This is a genomic window from Fundidesulfovibrio putealis DSM 16056, assembly GCF_000429325.1.
GTDB lineage: Bacteria > Desulfobacterota > Desulfovibrionia > Desulfovibrionales > Desulfovibrionaceae > Fundidesulfovibrio > Fundidesulfovibrio putealis.
The window spans coordinates 57,845-81,104 of record NZ_AUBQ01000019.1 but is presented as its reverse complement, the minus strand read 5'-3'; the positions used below and the strand labels follow the sequence as shown (position 1 = coordinate 81,104).

Genomic DNA, 23,260 nt, shown 5'->3' with positions numbered 1-23,260 from the left:
GAACTGCCTCGCCGGTCCCGGTAGTTGTATCGATCCCGGTCTTTCAGGCCATCTGGGCCGTCCGGATCAACCGGGCCGCATCAGGAAAGGCTAAAGCGTCTGCTCCACGGACGTGACCGTGATCACCAGCGCGGCACGCGCCCACTTGAACTTGGCCACGGCCTCGAAATCCGGGCCGGAGGTCTCGAAAGCGGCCACGCCCCGGATCAGAAAGCCCGTGCCCGGACCGTTTCTTCCGGCCACCTTGCGGCTTCCCACGGTCATCAGCACGTTGTTGTTTCCGGCCACGTTCTTCTCGGTCTTCTGCATTCCGCCCACAGGAATGATGATCCGTTTGCCGTCGGCGATCTTCAGGTAGCTGTTCCAGGTGTTTACCAGATGGGGGCCGTCCGCCCCCTGGGTGGCGATGGCCACCACGCCTTCGTTCTTTATGACTTCGAGCATTTTTTCAGGAATCATTTTCAAACTCTCCATGCTGTCGTGTTTCGCGCGCATACGCCGCCCCGCTCCGGGAATCCGCAGGTCTGGCGGACCGGCAGGCCTTGGCACGCACGCGTCATCGCGGGTGTAGCGAAATCGTCCGGGAATAACAGGGGCAGATGCGAAAAATAACACGGGGTCAGATTCCTGAACGACGCGGCTGGCCCAAAACCGGAACCCGCCGGGAGAAACTCTCCGGCCATGACATCAAAGGCCGAAGCGGCAGGATCAGCCCCCTGCCGCAAAAGGCTCCACGGGCGGGCTCAAACAGACCCTGGACAGCAACTCCACTGCCCGGTCAATCTCCTCGGGTTGCATGGCCCCGAAACCCAGGAGCAGCATGCCGGAATCCTCACCGCCGCCGTCCAGGGTCTCGGAAAACGGGAACAGCCTGACTCCAGCCGCTCCGGCCTTTTTCACGAGTTCCTCCTCGCTCATTGAGACGCCGGAAAGCCGCAGCACGACGTGGAGGCCCGCCCCCTGCCCGATGATGTCGGCGCCGTCTCCGAAATGGCGGTCGATGGCGCGCAGCAAGGCGTCGTGCTTCCTCTTGCAGCCTGTGCGCACGCGCCTGATATGCCGCTCCCAGTGGCCGTGCTCCATGAATCTGGCCAGCGTGCTCTGCTCCAGCAGCGAGGAAGAGGACTGGTAGTCGCCGAAAAGGCGGCGATACGCTGGCAGCACGGCCTGCGGGAGCACCATGTAGCTCAGGCGCAGAGCCGGTGAGAGAATCTTGGAGAATGTCCCCAGGTAGAAGATGTTGCCGTCGGGAGAGAGCCCCTGCAGCGAGGGTATCGGCTCGCCCTTGTACCGCAGTTCGCTGTCGTAATCGTCCTCGATGACGGCGTGCCCCTCCGCCCTGGCCCACTCGATGAGCTTCAGGCGGTTCTCCACGGGCATGACGTGCCCCAACGGGAACTGGTGCGAGGGCGTGACGTAAGCAACGGAGCATCCGCTCTGCCGCAGGGCGTCCAGGTCCATGCCGCCGGAGCGCACGGGAACGGGGACCACCTCCAGGCCGTGGTTTCGCAGTACCGACCGTGGAAGGAAGTAGCCTGGATTCTCTACCGCGACCCTGGGACGGGAGTGCCGGAACAGCCCCGCCACGAGACTCAAGGCGTGCTGCAATCCGGCGCAGATGACGATCTATTCGGGAGTGCAGACCACCCCGCGCGAGCGTTCCAGATAGCCCTGGATGCACAGGCGAAGTCGCTGATGCCCCTGCATCTCGCCGTACACGGCGAGATCGGAGGAATGCTCGCGCAGGCTTTCCAGATAGTACTTGCGCCACAGGGGTGCCGGGAAGCTGTCGCGGTCGAGTCTGGCGGGATGAAAATCGTACCGGAAGACAGGTCGGGTCTGGGGCGGCGCGTCTGCCAGATTTGGCAAGTCTCGCACGTGCGGCCTTGGCCTCGATACCGGCGGCGCGGGCTCGCGGTCCAGGGCGGACACGAAGTAGCCGCTTCGTGGCCTTGCGTAGATGAACCCTTCGGCGTGCAACTCCAGATAGGTGCTTTCAACCGTGTTGCGGCTGACCGAGAGCTCTGCGGCCAGGTCCCTGACCGAAGGAAGCTTGCTGTCCGCAAGCAGCTTCCCGGAGAGCACGCGCTCCCTGATCTGCCGGGAAAGCTGCACATACAGCGGCTCAGGGGCGTTGTGGTCGAGGACGAACATGGCGCTCCGATTTGCTGCCGACTACTCCTGCCTGACCCCGTACTGTTTGCGCCACTCGTCCAGGAACAGAATGGCTGTCTCCACGGGAGAGAACTTACCAGCCCTGGCGCGGGCAGGACCGCCCATCGTGGCGCTGGCCGGATTCAGGGCTCCGAACGGACCTTTACGACTCCCTTCGGCTCCAGGTACTTTTCGACGAGCTTGCCGTTTTCCCAAACCACGAGCGGGGTCCCGTGGAGGCGCGCCGTATCCTTGGCTATTTCAGCAGCACGGCACAAGGCCCTCTCTATGTCTTCCACCTTGAGGGACTTAAATCCCTGTTTGCAATTCATGGATTGCTCCCTTCTTCAACAAGGATTGGCACTTCGCTTGAGTTATCAAACAAGAACCACTTGTTCACCAAAGACTTGTACTTTATTTCAAAGTTATGCAGACCCTTCACAAATCGCCGTGTCACATCACCATCCGGGATCGCATGTCCACCCTGCGCGACACGAAATCGCACACGTTTCAAAGCCGCCTCGCTGCTGGGCAAACGCAGGAATACTAGAGTAACCGTGTAGCCCAAGGCCTGCCATTGCGGTATCTTCCTGGCATAGACAAGCCCGCTCAAGGTTGTTTCAATCGTGAACGACTCCCCCTTCTCAAGCATCCGATCAATCTCCTTGATCATCAGCTTTCCCGCACGAACAGCTCCCAGCTCCGGGGCAAGAGGAGACAATCCTTGAGCAATATAATCAGCATTGATGAACGTGAGGCAACCGCCTTCGCGCGGCAAAAAGGTCCGGGCAAATGTGGTCTTCCCGGCTCCGTTCGGCCCCGCAATGATAAGAATATCCTTGGGCACGCCTACTCCTGCCTGACCCCGTACTGCTTGCGCCACTCGTCCAGGAACAGAATGGCTGTCTCCACGGGGGAGAGCTTCCCGGCCCTGGCGCGAAGCGCCCAGACCAGATCGGAGAACGCGGCGTCCGGCGTCAGGCCAAGCCCGGTCAGAAGCTTTGCCGCCTCCTCGCGGTACTCTTCGGGCAGCACGGACATGGCGTCCTCGTCCTGGCGCGGCTTGGGCCACCCTTCCAGGCGTTCTTCAAGAAATGCGATCAGGGTCCGCATGCGGGACTGATAGGTGTGATCCGCAAGCGCACGCGCACGCGCCTTTCGGGCGTACTCAGCGCGTTCGTCAGGGGCAGCCAGGAAGTGCTGAATCTTCTCGATCAGCTCTTCCATGTTGCCGAACGTGGCAAGCTCGTCCGGGCCGAACATCTCGGGCAGCAGCTGGCGGCGGTCCACCAGTTGGAACGCGCCGCACATGGCCAGTTCGAAGGTGCGCGGATTGACGAAATCCCCGCCTGAGACCAGCTCCTTGGCCGAAACGCTGGAGTGCAGGTTCAGGTTCACAGCCGTGGAGTTAAAAATCTTCACCGAGTCCTCGGAGGAGATGCGCTCGCCCCCGCGCTGCACCAGCGGTGCCAGGATTTCGTCGCCTTCCCAGTCCGAGCCCCAGATCTTCAGGCCAAAGCGCATCAGCTCCTTGAAGGCCGTGCGCCGGTTGGGATAGCCAGCGCCCAGGAAGGCCAGGTCCGCACCGAACTGGCGCTTCTCCACGGGCGAGAGTTCCAGCGGCTTATGAAACTCCGGATCGGCGGCCAGCGGCAGATACAGCCCGTTGGGCTGACCGGCCTCGGCCAGCTTGGAAAGGAGCGGCTCCCTCTGGATCACCGCGAAGGCGTCGTAATGTGCGGCGTAAGCCTCCCAGTAGGTGAACAGCCGGAAGTCCTCCACGAACCACATCACCGAGGGGATGCCAGCCTGGCGCAGGCGTTTGAGCACCTGTTTGGTCAGGGGAGCCTGGGCCATGGCCAGCACCAGGTCAGGCTGAAAGGTCTCGGCCTTGGAGAGGATGGCCTGGGCCACCACCTGCAAAAAGGCGTGCTCCAGGTAGTCCAGGCGCTCCGAGGTGACGCGAAGCCCCTTGAGGGCCGAAAACGCCCCGTGGAACTCGGGTGCCTCGAAGGTCTCCACCACGTGTCCCAGCGAGGCCAGGGCACGCTGGCAGGACCGCCCCACCGGCAGGGAGCCGCCGTAGAGCGGCAGAACCACGAGTATGCGCAGGGGGCGGCTCATAAAATCTCAAGTAACGCTTGATGTTTGTCCAGCATGAAATCAGGCTCCTCCACCAGACGTTCGGCCAGATCGGGCGCGGGCGGCGCGACGCTCCCGGCCTCTATTCCCAGATGCCGCGCCACGAAGGCCCGCACCCTGCGACGCTCGGCCTGTTCGGCCTGCTCGCGGGGAACAGCCCCTGCAAACGGCTCGCACACCACCCCAAGCGCGTCAAAATCGGTTTGGCAGCCAACCAGACCAGCGGGCGGATCTCCCTGCCCTATGCCTCCGGCCAGACGCAGGAATTCGCGCTGGCGGAATACGTCCAGGCAGGCGGTCCCGCAGAGACAGGGCGCAGACTCCAGACACGGTGAACAGTCCTGCACGGCCTGCCAGATGGTGTGCCCCCGGCCGTAGGGGCCTGTCTCGTGGCACCAGGCCGAGGACAGAAACACCGCCGACACCGGCACGCCGAAATGCGCGGCCAGATGCATGATGCCGGTGTCAGGCGTGAGCAGCCGGTCCAGTCCGGCCACCGTGTCGGCCAGCTCCTGCCAGCCGGTGCGCCCGGTGAGGTCCACCACGCGGTCCAGCAGGCGCGCGGGCAACCGCGACATGAGCTCCCTGGCTGCGGGACGCTCGGACGCGGTTCCGAAAAGTGTGATCCTGGCGTCTCCGGCCAGAGGCAGCATGGCCTGCACCACCGGAGCCAGCACCTCCGGCGGCAGGGAGCGTCTGGCGTGGCGACCGGCCATGGCCACGCCCAGGCCCCCGCCTCGCGGCGCGGCGTCCGGATTGACCGATGAAGCATCTGCCATGGGCAGGCTGAACCCGGCCCAGAAGTCCGCCAGATTGACTGCCCCGAGGCGTCGGTTTTTCGTCCAGCGCATGGCCATGGCCGCCCAGGGATCGCGCGTGGGCTGCCCGGACTCCAGGCGGTAGCCGCGCACGGTGTCCGGGTCGAACAGGCTGCTGACGGCCATGCTCAGACCGGCGAAATTGAGGTTGTACACCCGCCCGAACCCGGCGGCAGCCAGACCGGACAGTGAATCAAGCAGCCGCAAGGGGTCCGGCGCGCTGTGCGCGTTCACGGTGTGCACCACGGCGGCCGGGTACAAGAGCCCGGCCAGACTCTTGAGCGAGGCGTCCACCAGGAGGTGCACCTCGCGCCCGGCGCGGATCAGCCCAAGCACCAGCCGCTTGGTCTGCACGAGGTCCCCGAAACGGGCAAGCTGCACAACCAGCACGGGTTTCATGGGAATCTGGGTTATCCCAAGGCCGGGGGGAAAGAAAGTGGCTTTGCGTACAGGGCCGGATTTGTTATGGTGCCTGCCCATGCGATACTACCCCCTGTACGCGGACCTTTCCCGCAAGCGCTGCCTCGTGGTGGGCGCCGGAGAAGTCGGCCGCCGCAAAATCGGAACGCTGGCCGCCTGCGGCGCCAGCGAAGTCCTGGTCCTGGAGACCCGCGCCCCGGACGCGGACCTGCTGGACACCCTGGCCCTGCCCTCCGTGATCTTCGAGCAGCGCTCCTTCAAGGACTCGGACCTGGACGGGCGCTTCCTGGTCATCGCCTCCACCTCCAACGAGGAGCTCAACTGGCGCATCAGCCGCGCCTGCGAGGAGCGCGGCATTCTGTGCAACATCGTGGACCAGCCCGAGAAGTGCAGCTTCATCGTGCCGGCGCTGTTCACCCAGGGCGACCTGACCGTGGCCATCTCCACCGGGGGCGGCTCCCCGGCCCTGGCCCGCAAGATCAGGAAGGAACTGGGCGAGTTCCTGGGGTCGGAATACGGCGCGGTGCTGGTGCTCATGAGCAGGCTTCGGCCCATGGTGCTGGAGCTTGGCCTGGGCTCGCCCAGGAACGCAGCCATCTTCAGGGGCCTCGTGGACTCGGGGCTCCTTGACGCACTGGAACGCAAGGACCAGGCCATGGCCTCGGACCTGCTGGCCGGGCACATTCCCGGCGAACTGCATGCGCGCATCCCGGAGATTCTGGATGGCCTTTGCTGAAATGCTCCCCTACGCGGTTCTGGCCCTGTACCTGATAGGCAGCGGCGGCCACATCTGCGGCATCATCACCCACAGTGAGCGCCCCAAGAGGCTCGGCGGGGCCATCTCAGGAGCGGGCTTCGCCCTGCATGCCCTGACCCTGGGCCTTCAACTGGCGGACAATCCCGCCGTGGCCCTGACCAGCGGCGAATTCTACCTGAGCCTTTTCTCCTGGAGCCTTCTGCTCATCCTGTTCACCCTGTGGATTCGTCTCAAGATGTCCTTCCTCGGGCTCATCGCCACTCCGCTGGCCATGGTGGTGCTGCTGGGCTCCCAGGCGGTCACCTCGGCGCGCGTGCCCCTGCCGTCCTCGCTGGCGGGCCTGTTCTTCGGGCTGCACATCGGCACGCTGTTCGTGTCCATGGGCCTCATGGCCATGGCCGCCGCAGCCGGAGCCGCCTACCTGAAGCTCGAAAAGCGCATCAAGTCCAAGGAAAAGCTGCTGGGAGTCTGGGCGGCCCTGCCCTCGCTGGACAAGCTGGACGCAGCCAACCGCCTTGCGGTCACGGCTGGCTTCCCGCTGTACACCGTGGGCCTGGTCTCGGGCTTTCTCTGGGCGGGACTCACCTGGACCCGCTTCTTCTCCTGGGACCCCAAGGAAGTGGCCGCCGTGTTCATCTGGCTCTTGTTCGCCTACCTCTTCCATCAGCGCGTGGCCCTGGGCTGGCGCGGCAGGAAGACCGCCTGGCTGGCCATCTGGGTTTTCGGGCTGACCCTTGCCTCGATGTTTGGAATCAACTTTCTGGTCAAGACGCACCATAGCTTCACCTGATGCAGCACGACATCCATCTTTTCGGCCTGAATCACCGCACTGCCGACGTAGGCGTGCGGGAGTGCTTCGCCCTCAAGGACCAGGAACGCTTCGAGGAGTGCGTGCGCTCCCTGGGGCGCGCCGTGGACGAGGTGCTGGTGCTCTCCACCTGCAACCGAGTGGAAATCCTGGTGGTGGCCCCTCGCGGCTCGGGAGTTTCCGACAAAGTCCTGGAGTGCTGGGCTCGGGCCAGCGGCAAGGAAGGCCACGAACTGGCCCCCCACGTCTACGAACACCGCGACCTGGACGCCGTGGAGCACCTCTTCCTGGTGGCCTCCGGGCTTGATTCCATGGTGCTTGGCGAGCCGCAGATCCTGGGGCAGCTGAAGCAAGCCTACAAGTCCGCCGTGGACAAGGCCCAGGCCCGCGTGGTGGTCAACCGCATGCTGCACAAGGCCTTTTCAACGGCCAAGCGGGTGCGCACCGAGACCGGCATCGGCACCAGCGCCGTGTCCATCAGCTACGCCGCCGTGGAGCTGGCCAAGCGGATCTTCGGAGAAATGGGCGACAAGAAGGCCATGCTGATCGGCGCGGGCGAGATGGCGGAACTTGCCGCCACCCACCTGGTGGGCGCAGGCGTCAGCTCGCTGTACGTGGTCAACCGGACCCTGTCGCGCGCGGAGGAGCTGGCTTCGCGCTTCAAGGGCAAGGCCTACTCCTTCACGGAGCTCATCGAGCGGCTGCCGGAAGTGGACATCGTCATCAGCTCCACCGGCTCCGCCGAGCCCATCATCCGCGCGCGCGACATCAAGGACGTCCTGAAAAAGCGCAAGTACCGCCCCATGTTCTTCATCGACATCGCCGTGCCGCGCGACATCGATCCCGACATCAACAGCCTGGACAACATCTACCTCTACGACATCGACGACCTCAAGGAAGTGGTGGAGGAAAACAAGGCCCAGCGCCAGAACGAGGCCGAGAAGGCCCGCGAGATCATAAAAAGCGAGACCGCCAAGTTCGGACAGTGGCTGGACTCCCTGGACCTGCAGCCCACCATCGTGGACCTGCTGACGCACGGTGAGGAGCTGGCCCGCAAGGAACTGAAAAGGACGCTCAAGCGCCTGGGCCCCGACTGCGACGACGCGGTCAAGGCTGCGGTGGAGACGCTGGCCCTGTCGCTTTCGCGAAAGCTCTACCACGACCCGCTCACCTTCCTGAAGCGGCGCTCCCAGGAGGAAGGCGGCGAACGTTTCCTGGATCTGGCGCGCCGCATGTTCAACCTCGACGAGGACGCCGTGCCTCCCGAGGCGCACCTGGACCGCAAAAACACCCTGGAGGACTAGATGCGCTCCTACTCCATCGACGAATTGACCGAAGAGGCCGTGGAAAAAATCGAGGAACGCCTGGCCCAAAAGGGCTGGACGGGCTCCATCAAGGGCATGTACTACGTGCCCATACCGGACGACCTGCTTGCGCCGGAGCAGCGCGAACACCTGGAGCCCTGCGGCCCCTTCTTCCTTCCGCTGGAGACCGGCGACGGCTGGGTCCGCCTGGAGCTTCTGGTGCGAGCGCGCCAGATTCTGCGCTGCTCCTGCATCGCCTACGCCAATCCGGCGCTGCGCGAACACATGATTGACATGCTCGACAGCCTTATCAAAGAGTTGGACATCGCCGTTTAGGAGTCTCACATGGCATCCGTTCAATGGTCCGACACCCTTTCGGTCAACATCCCCGAAATCGACCTCCAGCACCGCCAGCTGATCGAACTGGTCGCGGAGCTGGAGAAGGCCCTGGAATCCGGGGCTGACAAGGAAATCATGGGCCGCGTCATCCGCGAGCTCAACACCTACGTCCGTGAGCACTTTTCTGCGGAAGAACGCTGGATGGCGCGCTACCAGTTCCCCGGCCTCAAAGGCCATGCGGCCCAGCACGAGAAATTCGTGGAGACGCTGCTGCACTTCGAGCTGGACTACCTGGCCGACCGCAAGGAGCTCTCCGCCGAACTGCTCGCCTTCCTCATGAGCTGGTTCACGGAGCACATCCTGGGCTACGATCAGCACTACGCCCACTACTTCCTGGAAAAGGGGTACGTCTGAGCCCATGCCCGCCCTGCCGGGACTTCAAGACCTCCCGCCCTGGGCGGCGCACCTGTGCCTGCGGGTCGAATCGTTCCTGACCGGCGTCTTCCCCGAAACGCTTGACGGTCGCCCCGTGGTGCTGGCCGTGTCCGGCGGCCTGGACTCCATCGCTCTGGCCGTCATCTTCCAGGCCCTGTCCAGGCGTCTGGGCTGCTCCCTCACCATCGCCCACATGGACCACGGCCTGCGCGTCGAATCCGGCCAGGACGCGGTCTTCGTGGACGTTTTCTGCAGCGAAGCAGGCCTGTCCTGCCAGAGCGTCCGCCGGGACGTGAGGGCGTTGGCCCAATCCTGGAAAGCCGGCATCGAGGACGCCGGACGCCGGGCGCGCTACGAATGGCTGGAAGAGGTGCGCCAGCAGCGGGGCGCAGCGTGCGTCGTCACGGCCCACCACCTGGACGACCTGGCCGAGGATCAGCTCCTGCGGCTTATTCGCGGCGCAGGCTGGCCCGCGCTTGGCGGCATGCGCGCCTGGGACGGCGCGCGCCGCGTCCTGCGCCCTCTGCTCATGACCCGCAAGGCCGAGCTTCGCCACCTGCTGGAGGACTTGGGCCTCCCCTGGCGCGAAGACGCGAGCAACCAGGACCCGGCCTACGCCCGCAACCGCGTGCGCGCGGACATCCTGCCCCTCCTCACTCGTGAAAATTCTGACTATCTCGGTGCTGCCGCAGAGCTGTGGCGACAGGCCCGACTGGATGAAATCCACTGGAATGACGCCATGTTGGGTGTCTCAACCATCCCACCTGAGGACGGAGGGCCGGTTTTCTTGCCTGACACGACGCTACACTCCAGCTCCCAGGCGCTGCGCCTTCGGCTCTACAAGCGTGCGGTGGAGGCGGCAGGCCCCGGACAAGCCCTGGCCGGGCAGCTGCACAACCTGGATGAAGCGTGGCGCAAACGCCTGACAGGAAAGATTATCCAGTTTCCCGGCGGCAAAGAAGCACGGGTGGAACGAGACGGCATTTCCTTTGCTGCGTCTTTGCCGTCCAACCCGCCTATCAGCGTTGACACCGGCTTGCCCAGACGATAGAAACCACCGATTGTGACTTTTTAAACAAGGAGGCGGCGCGTGAATATCCTGATCTTCGGGCCTAACGGCAGCGGCAAGGGAACCCAGGGTTCCTTGGTGAAGGACAAGTACAACTTGGCCCACATCGAGTCCGGCGGCATCTTCCGCGAACACATCGGCGGCGGCACCGAGCTCGGCAAGAAGGCCAAGGCCTACATCGACCGCGGCGATCTGGTCCCCGACGACATCACCATCCCCATGGTCCTCGAGACCCTGAAGACCCGTGGCGCCGGCGGCTGGCTGCTGGACGGCTTCCCCCGGAGCATCGTGCAGGCCCAGAAGCTTTGGGAGGCCCTGCAGGCCGCGAACGTGAAGCTTGATTACGTCATCGAGATCCTGCTTCCCCGCGAAGTGGCCAAGAACCGCATCATGGGCCGCCGCCTCTGCAAGAACGACAACAACCACCCCAACAACATCTTCATCGACGCCATCAAGCCCAACGGCGACAAGTGCCGCGTCTGCGGCGGCGAACTCTCCGCCCGCGCCGACGACCAGGACGAAGGCGCCATCGGCAAGCGTCACGACATCTACTACGACACCACCACCGGCACCCTGGCCGCAGCCTACTTCTACAAGGACCTGGCCGCCAAGGGCGCGAGCAAGTACATCGAGCTCAACGGCGAAGGTTCCATCGGTTCCATCAAGGACACCCTGCTCGCGCAGCTGTCCTAGTTCCAACAAAGCCATTCCCGCCCCGAGGCCCGCAAAGCCTCGGGGCTTTTTTTCTTTATGAACACACCCATCGAATCGCTTCTGCAGGCACTGGCCGACACCCCGGCCACGAAGACCCTCTTCAACCCGTTCCGGGATGAACGACTCGCGGAAAACCTCAGGTGCTACTTAAACTATCTCGCGGCCCGGCCCATCACCCTGGCCATGATCGGAGAGGCCGCCGGACACCGGGGCTGCGCCCTGACCGGCATGCCCTTCACCAGCCCCGAGACCCTGCGCGATTCTCAAAACGACTTCTTCGCCACACACCGCGACAGGCTGTATCGCCAGGGGGACATCCACGAGCAGAGCGGGCGCTTCGTCTGGGGCGTGGCTGACGCCCAGGGCGTCATGCCCCTGGTCTGGAACGCGCTGCCCCTGCACCCCCACCTGCCGGGCAAACCCCGAACCAACCGCACGCCTACCAAGGCCGAACTGGAACTCGGAGAGCCGCTGCTCCGGCAGGTTCTGGAAATCTTCCGTCCCAAGGTGATCGTGGCGGTTGGGCGCAAAGCCCAGGAATCATTGGGCAAACTGTTCCCGGAGCTGGAGTTCCACACCGTACGCCACCCTGCCATGGGCGGCAGCAACCTGTTCCGCTCGCAGATGGCGGATATTCTCGCGGACATGGCGGGCTAGGGGAGCTGAGCCGACAGCAGCGAAATCAGGCGGAGGGGCGCAGCATGCGCTCGTAAAGCTTTTCGTAGTCCCTGGCCATGCGGGCGGACGTGAAATGCCGGGAGGCCTTATCCCGGCAGCTGTCGCCCATGGCCCTGGACAGCGCCGCATCGTTCAGGATGGTCGTCACCGCCTTGACCAATTTGTCTTCGGCCATCACAGGCGCAAGCAGGCCCTGTTTTCCGTGCTCGATCTGCTCGGGTATCCCCCCCACTGCGTAGGCAGCAACCGGGAGGCCGTGGGCCATGGCCTCCAGCACCACCAGGGGATGGTTGTCCGACAGGCTGGGATACACCAGCACATCCGCCGCGAACAAGAGCGCCTCCAGTTGCTCGCCACCTACGTAGGGCAGGGTCAACAGCCCCTCGCGGCGCTCACCGCCAACACCTCCGGCCACAATGCCCAGTGTCCCCGGCACCATCCCGCCGATGCGCGCCAGCAGGCTCTCCACCAGGTCGCCGCCCTTGTAGGCCGCGTGCGCGCCGCCGTGGGCCAAAAACAGGACAACCCTTGCGGCTGCGGCGATCCCGAAGCGGGAACGGGCCTCGGCCTTGGTCATGTAACGCCCAGGCAGGTCCACCCCGTTGGGGATCACCCGCACCTTCGCCCCCGGCCACTCCTGGCGCAACATTGCGGCCAGCCAGGACGACGGCGACACAAGCACCGGCCTGGCTGCGCTCACGGCGCGCAGCTTCAGGGCGCGGTTCATCTGCGACTGCGGATAGCACCTGGGGCATGGGTCTTCGCAGTTGCGCGAGTGATGCGAACAGAACACCGGGTACACACATCCGCCGGTAATCAGAGAACAATCATGTACGGTCACCAGAAAGGGACGCGCCGCGCCGACAAACCCCGCCAAAAGTCCCGGCCAATCCTGCGTGCCGTGAACATGAACCAGGGAAGCGCCGGGATCATGCCCGCCAACCGCGCCCGCCGCGCACAGGCTGTCGGAGTCATACTGCGGGTCCGCACTGCAGGCGCTGCCGCAATCATCTATCTCGTAGCTCAATCCGGTGCGCCAGCCGCCGCTGTGGTGAGCACTGAGCATGCGGGCCACCCTGACCGCTCCGCCGCGCATGCGCAGCAGCACGTGATGGTGCACTTCCCTGCCGTCAGCCATCCGTACGCTCCATCAGATCGTGTTTGAGGCACCACAACATGTGCGCCTGGGCGTCCTCCTGGCCGAGTCCGGCCACGGCGGCGCGCAGCCGTTCGCACAGGGCATGCGCGTCCACGGGCTTGCGGGCCAGCACCAGCAGGGCGCGCAGGGTTTCCGGGTCGATCATGCCGGAGAGGCCTTCGTACACAATGGGGTAGTCCTGGCCCCGGTACACGGCGTTGCCCAGGCGGCTGAGCGCCACCTGCACACCGGGTCCAAGCAGGGACGTCGGATATCCCCCGAACACCTCCGCATACGCCACGCTGCCGGGATGCTTCGCGGCGGGCTTGTCCGGCACGTCTTCCAGCCAGAGGCTGTCCCAAAGCTCCACGTGCCGGGCGGCAACAGACTCCCAGGAGTAGTTTCCGGCAAGCTGGCGGGCGTTTAGCCCCATGCGGCGGCGGAGCGCAGCGTCCCCTGCCAGCCGTTCCACGGCGGCGGCCATGGCGGCCACGTCCACGGCCAGGCGCTGGGCCAGGATCAGCTGAGTGTGGTTGTCGAACCCCATGGGAGCCATCAGGTCCACCCCGTCGCTCACGGACGGTCCGAGGGTCGGCACCAGTTCGCCGGTATGGCCGTGCTCCACCAGGTCGCGGTACCCGTCGAAATCCGAGGCGATGACCGGCAGCCCCATGGCCTGGGCCTCCAGCAGAGTAAGGCCGAAGGTCTCCTGAAGATTGTCCGACGGCGACAGGAACACGTCCGATGCGGCGTAAAGCTCCCATTTGCGTTGGTCCGAGGGCCTCTCCACCACGGTCAGGGGCAGGCCGATGTTGCGGGCCAGATCGATAAGTATGCGCCCGCCCCAGTCCGCCTCGTCGGTCCATCCGGCCAGGACCAGGCGCACCGAGTCCGCTGGCAGGCCGCCAAGAATCAGACGGTGGAAGGCGCGCAGGATGGGCAGGAAATCCATCTTGGAGCTGTGGCAGAGCCGGGCCAGCACCAGAAAGACCACTTCCCCGCCAAATCCCTGCTCCTGGCGCAAGTGCTCGCGGCGCTGCACGTCCGGAGGCGTATACGCGTCCAGATCCACGCCCAGCGGGATGTGGCGGACCTGCGGCTGCGGGTAGGCGACCGGGTCCAGCCCGTAGCCCTGGCGCAGGGTGCGGTAGTAGGCGTTCACAACGCCCACGGCAGCGCGCGAGGTGGCCACCACGGCGTCGCGCGCGGTGGTGCAAGGGTTTAAGTGCCGCAGGAAATCCTGTCCGTAACGTGCGTAACTGAGCGAATGCGTGACGGAAGTGATGGGAAAGATTTTCCTGGAACAGGCGTTTCGAAGCGCCGCGAGGTGGCTTGGGTTGAGGATACAGTCGGAGAGATGAAAAACGTGATGTTCTTCGGCGGCCAACTGTCCGGGCAGTTCGCGCCGATGCACGACCTGAAGCCGGGCGCTGTCCCACAGGCGGGGCCAGGTTTCTTGCAGCTTCCCGGCCAGTTCGCGGCAAGCCGCATCGGACGCAGGGTAGAAGCGGTATGCGTCGTAGGGGTCAAGGCGCATGAGCGCCTTCAGGAAGGCCGCGTTGGCCTGGGTTCGGCCAAGAACAGGACCTGCTTCAAGGAAGGGATCCAGGCTGGCCCAAATTCGCGTCGTGAGCATGATCGTCAGAAAGCATGGGGTGAAACGGAAGTCAAACGAACTGCAAGCCCAGGGCGCCCTTCACATGGCGCGTGATTTGCAAAGGGTGGTCGGGCACAGCACGCCCAAACCTTGGAGGGACGCCATGCAACGCGCGAACAGACCTGATCTCATCTGGGGCCTCGGGCTCGAAGACTCACTGTGCACGGCCATCGAGGAAGCCCTCGGATCAGGCTATCATCTGCGCAACTGGCCCATCGACGGCCTGCCCTCCAAGCGGGACATGGACAAGGCCAGTCCGCTCACGGTCTGGATTCCGCTCTCGGTGTGGAACGCCCTGCCGCCCTCCTCGCGCAAGCACCTGCGTGACTGGGAGCTGACCCAGCGCGTACTGCTGCTGGACGGCCCTCATGAAGGCCCTGACGTCGAGGAGATCCTGGAACTGGGATTCCTGACGGCCCTCACGCCCCCCATCACCGCCAACAAGATCCGCGACGCAGTGTTCCGGGCCAAGGAAGTGCGCGGTCTCTATGACGACATCTTCAGCATGACCCGCGAAATCATGCTGGAGCGCGAACTTCTGGCGCGCAAAACCGATCAGATCATATTTTTGAACACGGTGCTCACCCGCGCCTCCCAGTCACTGGAACCGGGGACCATCCTGTCCAACGCCCAGGAGGACCTGAGCCTCTTGTTCCCCGTACAGGGGCTTCAGGGCGCATTCTGGCAACCCGCAGAGGACGGCAGGCTCGAATCGGAGCTGTTCCTGGCTCCCGGCCTGGACCAGCACGGCAAGCAACTGTGGGTGGAATACCTGCTGGCCAGTGCGGCCAAGCTGGCGGGCGGCCCAATTGACGCCTTCACCGTGGAGAGCCTCTTCCAGATTTCCCCGGACGCCGTTCTGCCAGAACCGGGCAGCCAGACGGCCATGCTCCTGCCACTCAAGGTGGCCGGGAACTGCTTCGGGTGCCTGGCCATCGCCAAACCCAAAGACGTGCGCCTCGGCAAGGATCAGCTGGTCTCGATGAACGCGGCGGCCAACCACCTGGCCCTGGCTCTCCGCAACGCCATGCTCTTTCGCGAGGTGAAGACCAAGGCCGACCATGACGGCCTGACCCGCATCCACAATCGCCAATCCTTTGACGAGCGCCTGGCGGACGAACTCAAGCGCCACCAACGCTACGCCCACAATCTGACGCTCCTGCTGTTCGACCTGGACCACTTCAAGGCCGTGAACGACACCTACGGCCATCAGGCGGGCGACATGGTGCTTAAAGACGTCGGCATCATCCTGGACGAATCCTGCCGCGACACGGACTTCGCTGCCCGCTTCGGCGGCGAGGAGTTCGTGGTCATCCTGCCCCAGACCAACGAAGACCAGGCCTGGGTGCTGGCCGAGCGCCTGCGCCGCAAGATCGAGCAGAAGCTGTTCCAGTATGCGGGCCGATCCTTCCAGGTCACCGCCTCCATCGGAGTGGCCACCCTGACTCCGGGCTCGCTGGACAAACGCGAGGACCTGATCCGCAAGGCCGACCAGGCCCTGTACCTGGCCAAATCAAGCGGGCGCAACATGGTCTGCGTGTCCCAGGCCGAACAGAAAAAGAAAGCCATGGCCATGGCCCGTCCAGCTTGACAGAGCGCTCCGTCCGGCATACTGGTGACTGCTTCAAGGGCAGTTAGCTCAGATGGATAGAGCGTTGGCCTCCGGAGCCAAAGGCCACAGGTTCGAATCCTGTACTGCCCACCAATGATTACAGGGACTTAGACACATCGTCTGAGTCCCTTTTTCGTTGAAAAGCAACGTATAGGCAACCAGCTTGCGGAGTGGCAACACCTCCGCTATTGGGTTGCTCATGGGAACCAAGCCAAGACAGAAAGCCAATGAACGCTACGGGGGCGTGTATTTTCGCGAACTGGACGCCCTCCACGGCAGCAAGCCAGACCGCTCCTGGGAGATCATCTATCGAGGGCTGAACGCCAAGACGGTCACCGAGAAAGTGGGACGCTCCAGCCAGGGAATGACCGCCCGGAAGGCTTACGAAGCCCTCAACCAGCGAAAAGCAACCGTTGCTTCTGGCGAAGAACCACAGCGCAAGGCTGGCTCCCCTACCCTGGATGACTGCTGGGAGCTCTACCGGACTTGGGCTGAACAGCAGGGCAAGCACCTCCAGCCAGAGGAAGCCCGTTACCGCCTGCACCTTGCCACTCCATTCGGTGGCCGGAAACTCATCCATATCGACCCCAGCGATGTTGCGACCTTCAAGGCCGACAAGCTCCAGACCCTCTCTCCACAGTCGGTGAAGCACATCCTCGCGCTTGCTCGGCGTGTTGTGGCCCATGCCCTTGAGGTCAAACGACGCTGGCGCGACATGAACCCCTTCGAGTTCAACGAAAAGCGTGGGACCAGTGTCGGCAATCTCAATAACGAGCGGGTCCGGTTCTTCACTCCCGGAGAAGTTCAAGCCCTGCTCGAGGAATTAGAGAGGCACTCCCAGCAACTCCATGACATGGCATTGCTCTCCCTCCGCACAGGACTTCGCGCCACAGAGATATTCGGCCTCACGGGGTCGGATATTCAGCCGGAACATGGGGTCATCCACCTGACGAGCAAAGGCGGCAAGCGCGAGGTTGTCCGTATCCATGACCCTAACGGCTCACTCTTCAGCATGCTCAAGAACTATGTCACTGAACCGGGCTCACTCCTGTTCAGAGCCAGAAACGGCAAGCGGATTGTCACCCTGTCCGACACCTTCCAACGTGTCTGTACTGCCCTTGGTCTCAATCAAGACGACACCCCCAACACCATGAAGGTCACCTTCCACACCCTGCGCCATACCTTCGCAAGTTGGCATGCACAGAGCGGAAAGGTGACCCTCTATGAGTTGCAAACACTCCTCAGACATAAGCGCGTGGAGATGACACAGCGTTACGCCCACCTCATACCAGAGGAGTTGTCAGCAAAACAGACCGTTATCCTCGACGTTCTCAATGCTGGTAAGAATCTCGCGTACTGACCCTGGCCTTCAAGAAGAACGATTCAAGGTCATCGACATTGTACCTCACAAGCCGATTCAGCTTGGAGTACGCAGGGCCGGAACCCTTCAGCCGCCAGTCGGCTAGGGTCTTCTCATTCACGCCGTAAACCGCTGCCACCTCGTGAGAGGTGAGGTATCGCTTTGGGATGTTGACTGTTCCAACGCTATGCCTCTGCCGTGCAGTGTCCAACTGCGCCGGACTACCTACCAAGTGTCACCACCGATGGTAAATGATCTTGTGTTCAGTGAGAGTCTTCGCATGCTCATAACGACCTCCATGGAGTTGATCGAGTGGACTTAGCACGGTTCACCTGCCAGTCAACATGTAATTCAATATGCATATGTTCCCGACCAATATGGAATACGGCCCCGTAGTGCAGTGATAGCGCCACATGCTGCAAGCGGCGTGTCGCATTAGTCCACTATTTGCCCCCTAAGATAATTTCAGGCAGGCATGTATCCCACCTGGAACGCCACTTCCCGGCGCGACACCCCCCTGTAAGGCGGACCTGGGGAACGTCTGGCTTCAAAGCCGACCCGGAGTATGGGCGCTCGAAACAGGATGCTTGAAACACCCCCTTACGAACGCCCCTGACACAACCCAAGTCTGACCTCGTGATCATGGGCCGGGACATCCGTCAGAACGACAAGGGGCTGATCTGCTTGACGGACCTTCATATAAGGCGTCTGGTGGTGACCCCAAGAAGTCCCCCGGCCAGTGGACCCGCTACGAGGGGAGCCTCGAATTCATGGCGAAGGTCGCTGCCGAATCCAAAAGTGGGATATCCCACATTTACGAGTCCAAGGCTGGTCGCTACGGCGGAACCTTCGCCCACTGGCAGATCGCCCTGGCTTACGCGAAGTGGCTGTCCCCCGAGCTGCACATGGCGGTCAACGAGACCTACATGCGCTACAAGTCGGGTGACCACACCCTGGCGCTGGAAGTGATCGACAAGCAGACGGACCCCAAGAAGCTGGCTGACATCGAAGTCAGGGCTCGTTCCATCCGCAACTACGTCGGGGCTTATCGTGAGTTCGGCTCATTTCGCCGCCTCAAGTGGCTCTGAAGTTCGGTCAGAGTTTCTACCTTACGGAGCAACAGTGAGGCCAGTCCCCCGATAGGTTATTGACCCAAGACCCATGACAAGGTGTTCGACGTATTCAAGGCCTCGAACCTTATTGAAGTCAGGGTGTGATGCATCCATAATCCTGATGTATCCCCCTCCCAGGGTGTCAACAAAAGAGTGGAACACTCCAGACTTCCGGTACATCAGCTCTCTGTTGTCTCTTGTCTGCCAGTAGTACCTCCCATTTATCTCTATGATGGACACCATGGATTCTTGCTTTTTCGCACCGTCCAGCTTTACAGTATCACATGCATCGTTCACAAGCTCGTCCGGAATCCCCATGAACACTACTTTTTCGGCGATTGCCATCTCTATATGAAAAATTGACATCGCAGCGACCAAAAACAACAACTTGACGCCCTTCATGTGGCCCCTCCCCTGAATAGGTGCCGGGAGCATACCTAATCCGAGAGTGAAAGACCACCGCCCAGGCCAGATTGACCACCGCCAGGCCGACCGGGAGCCTTGGTACTTCGTCCCGGCAGAGCGCCCAGCGGTCATCGAGAGTATTGTGAGGAACGCAACGAGTGCGGCACTTGCCCTTCCAGAACCTCGCTTGAAGGCGCTAGAAGATGAGGTGTCGAAACTGAAGCGGTGAATTCATTCCGGCCCCGGCAACAGTCCGGAAGACGATGACAGACACTGGGTAGGGTCTTCCTACATTGACGGCGGATTCACCTCCGGGCTAACTGCCCGTACTGGTTGACAGTCAACGCCTAGTCCAAGCAAGCAGTTTGATGGAGATACACAGATGAACACTGTGCGAGTGCTGGTCATGTTGGCGATGGTGCTATGTGTGTCTGGTGGTGAGTCTGCTGCTGATCCTTTCAATGAAGCTCGTGAAGCGGTAACGAGCGGAGACTATGAAAAGGCTTTTGGGATGTACAAGGTGTCTGCGGAACAGGGTAATGTGTCGGGAATGTTTTACCTTGGCGTGATGTACGACGACGGCATAGGCATACAAAAGAACTATTATGAAGCTATGAAGTGGTACAACAAAGCTGCTGAACTTGGGGATCACAAGGCAATGTTCAACATAGGGATGATGTACTACATAGGGGAATGGACACCGCAGAACTATGCTGAAGCGATGAGGTGGTTCAGAAAGAGTGCTGAACTTGGAGATGTAAAGGCCATGTTCAACCTTGGGATGATGAACAGCAAGGTCGAAGGCGTAGCACGAGACTACGTCCAGGCTCACAAGTGGTTCAACATCGCTGCTGCTGGCGGGGATGAAACAGCCAGGAAGAACCGCGACGAACTCGCCAAGATGATGACCCCCACCCAGATAGCCCAGGCACAGAAACTCGCGGCAGAGTGGAACTCTGAGGGGAAGCCGTAGGCCGCGCTTCCCATCTCTGTTGCGCCAGACCCCGCCATAAGGCCCCCTGGGGGCATCCTGACCCGGAAGCCTACTCCAGGGATGCTGGTTGACCAACCAGGATACCTGGAGAGGCTCCTTGCGCTGGAATGGTTGTAGGCTACACCCATTTGCTGCCACGCCCACTGGCATCAAAGGGGGAGATTCCGCCCAAACGAACAAGGGCCGGAGCCATGATGACCCCAGCACTTTGCTAATTGTCCGATTCCGGACACTTGACTATATCGCGTCTGTCTCTTCCACCGATTCAGCCTGCGTGACCATGTTCTTCAGGTTCTCCATGAGACATGTCAAACACAACGGCCCTGTGTTTTCCGGCTGGTGCGCGACTTCGACAAGGTGAGTCTCGGACAAGTCAGCGAACTCAGCTTCACAGGCGTAGATGAACGAGACTTCAGCGTCACAAGATGAGCAGATCATGAACCCTCCAGAACGATTTGATGCGCTTGCCTAGCACATCCGGCAGGTAGTGCAAGGAATATATGTAAGAAATTCCGACAGTTGAGTGAGTGGACCACGTGGGGTTCACTGGGTGGTGAGAGAAACGGGTGTAGCCTACACCCTTTTCAGGGCCGGAAGATGAGGACGGGGCCAACTCCACCGCGTGGACATCAAGCCCATCTGTTGGGATAGTCCAAAAGAAGCCCGCTCCCAGAACAACATCGTACGCGCCGAAGGCGAGTACACGCTCTGACGGGTTCCTCCCGGCAGGGCGCAAGGTCTTCTTACCCGGTGGATCAGCAGACCGCAGGACGTAGGACATGTATTCTTCGAGCCAGCTTAACAGCCTTCTTAGTGGGTAATTCTTCCCTCGCCATTTCCCGCGCCTCCTCTCCAAAATCCACCCTGTTTGTCGTACCGCGTGACGTACCGCGTGTTGATCCGTGGGTTGTACGCGGCAGAACAACCTTGAAATATCCTGTAGTGGCAGTGGTTTACAGGGTAAAGGCTGTGGTTCGCCGTGTGTCGTACCGGGTGACGTACCGTGGGTTGTGCCGTGGATCGTGTGTGGGTTCGCATCAGGAAAATCCCTAGGATAGTCATCAATGCCGTAGGCTTAGAGGGAACAAGCCAGCGGGATCGTGTGTGGATCACATGGGGTTTCAAGTGGGGATCGGGCCTGACGGTCAAGGCTTGCATGGGGCCAGAGGTTCACCAGCCAGCCCTGGCCAGTGTCGGTGGAGACTTCACGGATCAGGCCATGAGTCTCCAGGGAGCGCAGGCCCTTCCGCAGAGTCTTCGCGTCCTTGATCCCGCTCTGGGACATGAGCCATTCCACCTCGGCACGGCACAGGTCGAACGGTCTGGACGGGAACCAGCTCTCAAAGTCTGAGCTGCTCGGGCATTCCAGATGGAACCGGGCGGCGTCCTGACCTGTGAAGTGGACAAGGGCATCCTTGTGGTGGAGGTTCCCCGTGCGCCTCATTACTGGATACAGGCTGTGAGCAGCAGACTCTAACTTGGACAGTGTGCCGTCCTTCAACCAGCGTGACACCAGCGGGAACCAGTTCATCTTGGGTCTGACAAGGAAATATTCCCAGTGATTACGTCCGGTGCTTTGGTTCCAAACCTGTTTGGCATGGAACGTGTCGCGCATCTTCTCGCGCAAGTCTTCAGTACCGACCCTCACTTGCTTGGCGGTAATGCCAGTGAGTTCAGCAACCATCCCCTGAGAGGGAAAGGACTTCCCATTGGCGTCAGCGTGTGCTGCGATGCAGAGGAACGAACTCTTGGCAGGACGTTTGAGACTGGCCCACAGGCCACTGTCGATAATTCTGTTTGAGAACTTGTAGAAGATGTCGCGCTCTGTGTGCGTGACTGGGACTGATGACCCATCGACTTGATCTGTTCCCACTGGGAACTGTAGAATACTGACCATGTGCTGCCCTCTTGTTTGATGTTGGTACGTCTCTGGAGGACCAGTTCCAGGGGGTTGCAGCAGGGCGAGACAGTTACCGCCCCACTGCAATGCGGACTAATCGACCAGCCAAGTCCTGACGCGTTGCAAGCCACCATCCCTGCGCCTGGATGCAGAACTGTCCTTCTTGGACTTACGTTCACCCATCAGGGCAGCATAAACGCGCTCGGCTTCTCCAACGGCACGCCTCAGTGCATCTAGCTCGCTCTGCCTGCGTTGTACCTCCTCACGAACTCCCTCCAAGTTGAGCCAACCAGAAGTCATTCGACTGCCAAAGCTGCGGTCTTCAACGATCCAAAATCCGTTTTCATCAGGTGGCATGACGATCTTGAACCCCAAAATCTCTCCATGTTCTGCGAGTGGAACGACCTCTTCACCGAGGACAAGGACGCGTTTCGACCCGTGACCCGGCCCAAGGGAGACCCGTGCAGTCGGGAGTCGCATTAACGGGACGCCCTTACAGCGTCATGCGACAGGCCGTTGACGCCAGACTGGTCGAAGCCAAGTGCAGCGAGAGTCTTCGTGTGAGCCTCGCTCAAGCCAAGCTCTTGGGCACGGTTCGCTAGACTGTTCGAGTGGGACACGAACGCCTTCACCCGTTCCAGGGAGTGCATGAACGCCGCATCACGATGGCGGTCACTGTTGGAACGCTTGGCATTAAAGGTGTCGATGTCGTTCTTGAAGTCCAGCAAGCCAGACAGACCGTCGATGAACAACACCTTGTCCCGCCTGATCTGGTCAACGCGGGCGGCACGTCCCTGCAACTCGCTAAGCGATGCAAGCGCGGTGGTACAGCCCTGGACAGCGATGCGACACTTCTCCAGGCCAACGTGGGCGGCAGTGAAGGATTCAGCGTCGAGCTTGCCCAACCGTGAGGCGGCCAGCAGGCAGGAACTGATGATTTCGGAGTGGTCTGCGGCCTCACGGTTGAGGTCTGTGATCTGGGCTTCAAGGTCTGCTACGCGGGTGGAGACTTCTGCGGTGGTCATTAGCGGTTTCCTCCCTGGAACAAAGAGACGTAGTCCTCGACGGCCTTGGCCTTCAGGGCCTTGCCCAGCATCACACCGAGGGTGGAGGCAATCAGCTTCAAACCGGGATCACTGACGCGATCACCCAGAGCCATGATGTCACGTTCAGTGACCTTGCCAGCCGGGAAGGCCTTGAATGTCTGCCAACCGCCATCGCCAGACTTGGGAGGCTTGACCAGGGCAACCACTTCGGGCCTGTCACTGGTAGTGTCGGCATCGCCGAAGACCATCAGCTCAAGTATGTCGGCCCCGATCTTCACGGCCACGATCTCACTTAGCTGGTAGCCGCGCCGGAACTCAGCCTTGCCGTTCTTCAAGTGGACTAGAATGCGTCGTTTCTGCATGTGAAAACTCCTTGGTTGAGATTTCGATGAAGTAGG

General features: G+C 61.9%; 26 protein-coding genes and 1 tRNA gene. 13 read left to right on the top strand and 14 right to left on the bottom strand.

Going from position 1 to position 23,260, the window contains the following annotated elements:
* Positions 1-90: 90 nt before the first annotated feature.
* From G453_RS0115940 to G453_RS0115915, 7 genes are all read right to left on the bottom strand, one after another.
* The gene (locus G453_RS0115940) at positions 91-459 is read right to left on the bottom strand and encodes a pyridoxamine 5'-phosphate oxidase family protein (protein ID WP_027191856.1); all 369 of its coding nucleotides are present in this window, start codon (positions 457-459) and stop codon (positions 91-93) included.
* A 249-nt stretch (positions 460-708) separates the two neighbouring features.
* Positions 709-1,620, bottom strand: coding sequence for an aminotransferase-like domain-containing protein (locus G453_RS28875; protein WP_328285408.1), 912 nt, complete (start codon positions 1,618-1,620; stop codon positions 709-711).
* A 6-nt stretch (positions 1,621-1,626) separates the two neighbouring features.
* Positions 1,627-2,154, bottom strand: a complete 528-nt coding sequence (locus tag G453_RS28870; protein ID WP_235731780.1) for a GntR family transcriptional regulator — start codon at positions 2,152-2,154, stop codon at positions 1,627-1,629.
* A 143-nt stretch (positions 2,155-2,297) separates the two neighbouring features.
* Positions 2,298-2,486, bottom strand: a complete 189-nt coding sequence (locus G453_RS0115930) for a hypothetical protein (RefSeq protein WP_027191855.1) — start codon at positions 2,484-2,486, stop codon at positions 2,298-2,300.
* Complete coding sequence (locus G453_RS0115925; protein ID WP_027191854.1) at positions 2,483-3,001, bottom strand: zeta toxin family protein; 519 nt, start codon at positions 2,999-3,001, stop codon at positions 2,483-2,485. Before G453_RS0115925 ends, G453_RS0115930 begins: the two co-directional genes overlap by 4 nt.
* Positions 3,002-3,003: 2 nt before the next feature.
* Entirely contained in the window at positions 3,004-4,278 is a 1,275-nt protein-coding gene (locus G453_RS0115920) for a CgeB family protein (protein ID WP_027191853.1), read from the bottom strand.
* The gene (locus G453_RS0115915; protein WP_235731779.1) at positions 4,275-5,594 is read right to left on the bottom strand and encodes a glycosyltransferase family 9 protein; all 1,320 of its coding nucleotides are present in this window, start codon (positions 5,592-5,594) and stop codon (positions 4,275-4,277) included. The genes G453_RS0115920 and G453_RS0115915 overlap by 4 nt, the downstream gene beginning before the upstream one ends.
* Between G453_RS0115915 and G453_RS0115910 the strand changes: the two genes are divergently transcribed.
* Genes G453_RS0115910 through G453_RS26565 form a run of 8 tightly spaced genes read left to right on the top strand, consistent with a single transcriptional unit; the run spans position 5,593 to position 11,617 of the window.
* Positions 5,593-6,270 (top strand): precorrin-2 dehydrogenase/sirohydrochlorin ferrochelatase family protein, encoded by a 678-nt coding sequence (locus tag G453_RS0115910; protein WP_027191851.1) that lies wholly within the window; start codon positions 5,593-5,595, stop codon positions 6,268-6,270. The genes G453_RS0115915 and G453_RS0115910 overlap by 2 nt on opposite strands.
* Positions 6,257-7,081 (top strand): cytochrome C assembly family protein, encoded by an 825-nt coding sequence (locus tag G453_RS0115905; protein ID WP_027191850.1) that lies wholly within the window; start codon positions 6,257-6,259, stop codon positions 7,079-7,081. The genes G453_RS0115910 and G453_RS0115905 overlap by 14 nt, the downstream gene beginning before the upstream one ends.
* Positions 7,081-8,403, top strand: coding sequence for a glutamyl-tRNA reductase (hemA, locus tag G453_RS0115900; RefSeq protein WP_027191849.1), 1,323 nt, complete (start codon positions 7,081-7,083; stop codon positions 8,401-8,403). The genes G453_RS0115905 and hemA overlap by 1 nt, the downstream gene beginning before the upstream one ends.
* Complete coding sequence (locus G453_RS0115895) at positions 8,404-8,739, top strand: hypothetical protein (RefSeq protein ID WP_027191848.1); 336 nt, start codon at positions 8,404-8,406, stop codon at positions 8,737-8,739.
* A gap of 9 nt (positions 8,740-8,748) precedes the next feature.
* The gene (locus G453_RS0115890; RefSeq protein WP_027191847.1) at positions 8,749-9,156 is read left to right on the top strand and encodes a bacteriohemerythrin; all 408 of its coding nucleotides are present in this window, start codon (positions 8,749-8,751) and stop codon (positions 9,154-9,156) included.
* A 4-nt stretch (positions 9,157-9,160) separates the two neighbouring features.
* Positions 9,161-10,228, top strand: coding sequence for a tRNA lysidine(34) synthetase TilS (gene tilS / locus G453_RS28865; RefSeq protein WP_235731778.1), 1,068 nt, complete (start codon positions 9,161-9,163; stop codon positions 10,226-10,228).
* A gap of 39 nt (positions 10,229-10,267) precedes the next feature.
* Positions 10,268-10,939, top strand: coding sequence for an adenylate kinase (locus G453_RS28860; protein WP_027191846.1), 672 nt, complete (start codon positions 10,268-10,270; stop codon positions 10,937-10,939).
* A 57-nt stretch (positions 10,940-10,996) separates the two neighbouring features.
* Entirely contained in the window at positions 10,997-11,617 is a 621-nt protein-coding gene (locus tag G453_RS26565; protein WP_027191845.1) for a uracil-DNA glycosylase, read from the top strand.
* A 25-nt stretch (positions 11,618-11,642) separates the two neighbouring features.
* Here G453_RS26565 and G453_RS0115870 read toward each other — a convergent pair whose 3' ends face one another.
* Both G453_RS0115870 and G453_RS0115865 read right to left on the bottom strand, forming a co-directional pair.
* A complete protein-coding gene (locus tag G453_RS0115870) occupies positions 11,643-12,776 on the bottom strand; it encodes a glycosyltransferase (RefSeq protein ID WP_027191844.1) in 1,134 nt (377 codons plus the stop codon).
* Positions 12,769-14,412 (bottom strand): glycosyltransferase family 4 protein, encoded by a 1,644-nt coding sequence (locus G453_RS0115865; protein ID WP_027191843.1) that lies wholly within the window; start codon positions 14,410-14,412, stop codon positions 12,769-12,771. Before G453_RS0115865 ends, G453_RS0115870 begins: the two co-directional genes overlap by 8 nt.
* A 124-nt stretch (positions 14,413-14,536) precedes the next feature.
* On the opposite strand from G453_RS0115865, the gene G453_RS0115860 reads away from it, so the two are divergent.
* The 3 genes from G453_RS0115860 (at position 14,537) to G453_RS26560 (ending at position 17,405) form a co-directional block, all read left to right on the top strand.
* Complete coding sequence (locus G453_RS0115860) at positions 14,537-16,024, top strand: GGDEF domain-containing protein (RefSeq protein ID WP_027191842.1); 1,488 nt, start codon at positions 14,537-14,539, stop codon at positions 16,022-16,024.
* A gap of 37 nt (positions 16,025-16,061) precedes the next feature.
* A tRNA-Arg gene (locus G453_RS0115855) sits at positions 16,062-16,138 on the top strand.
* A gap of 106 nt (positions 16,139-16,244) precedes the next feature.
* Positions 16,245-17,405, top strand: coding sequence for a tyrosine-type recombinase/integrase (locus tag G453_RS26560; protein WP_156920975.1), 1,161 nt, complete (start codon positions 16,245-16,247; stop codon positions 17,403-17,405).
* On the opposite strand, the gene G453_RS29125 is transcribed toward G453_RS26560, so the two are convergent.
* Positions 17,377-17,616 carry a helix-turn-helix transcriptional regulator gene (locus G453_RS29125; protein ID WP_328285407.1) on the bottom strand — a complete coding sequence of 80 codons (240 nt, stop codon included), beginning with the start codon at positions 17,614-17,616 and terminating at the stop codon, positions 17,377-17,379. The genes G453_RS26560 and G453_RS29125 overlap by 29 nt on opposite strands.
* A 469-nt stretch (positions 17,617-18,085) precedes the next feature.
* Here G453_RS29125 and G453_RS0115845 point away from each other — a divergent pair, with 469 nt between their 5' ends.
* Positions 18,086-18,493, top strand: coding sequence for a KilA-N domain-containing protein (locus G453_RS0115845; protein WP_084502417.1), 408 nt, complete (start codon positions 18,086-18,088; stop codon positions 18,491-18,493).
* 21 nt (positions 18,494-18,514) lie between these two features.
* Here the strand turns inward: G453_RS0115845 and G453_RS0115840 are convergent, their stop codons facing one another.
* Positions 18,515-18,919: a hypothetical protein gene (locus tag G453_RS0115840; RefSeq protein WP_043646067.1), complete on the bottom strand. Its 405-nt coding sequence runs from the start codon at positions 18,917-18,919 to the stop codon at positions 18,515-18,517.
* A gap of 385 nt (positions 18,920-19,304) precedes the next feature.
* Between G453_RS0115840 and G453_RS24555 the strand changes: the two genes are divergently transcribed.
* Positions 19,305-19,895 carry a tetratricopeptide repeat protein gene (locus tag G453_RS24555; protein WP_043646065.1) on the top strand — a complete coding sequence of 197 codons (591 nt, stop codon included), beginning with the start codon at positions 19,305-19,307 and terminating at the stop codon, positions 19,893-19,895.
* Between the two features lie 1,096 nt (positions 19,896-20,991).
* Here the strand turns inward: G453_RS24555 and G453_RS0115825 are convergent.
* From G453_RS0115825 to G453_RS0115810, 3 genes are all read right to left on the bottom strand, one after another.
* Positions 20,992-21,813: a helix-turn-helix domain-containing protein gene (locus tag G453_RS0115825; protein ID WP_027191838.1), complete on the bottom strand. Its 822-nt coding sequence runs from the start codon at positions 21,811-21,813 to the stop codon at positions 20,992-20,994.
* Positions 21,814-22,295: 482 nt separating this feature from the next.
* Entirely contained in the window at positions 22,296-22,841 is a 546-nt protein-coding gene (locus tag G453_RS0115815) for a hypothetical protein (protein ID WP_027191836.1), read from the bottom strand.
* Positions 22,841-23,224, bottom strand: coding sequence for a hypothetical protein (locus G453_RS0115810; protein WP_027191835.1), 384 nt, complete (start codon positions 23,222-23,224; stop codon positions 22,841-22,843). The genes G453_RS0115815 and G453_RS0115810 overlap by 1 nt, the downstream gene beginning before the upstream one ends.
* Positions 23,225-23,260: the final 36 nt, after the last annotated feature.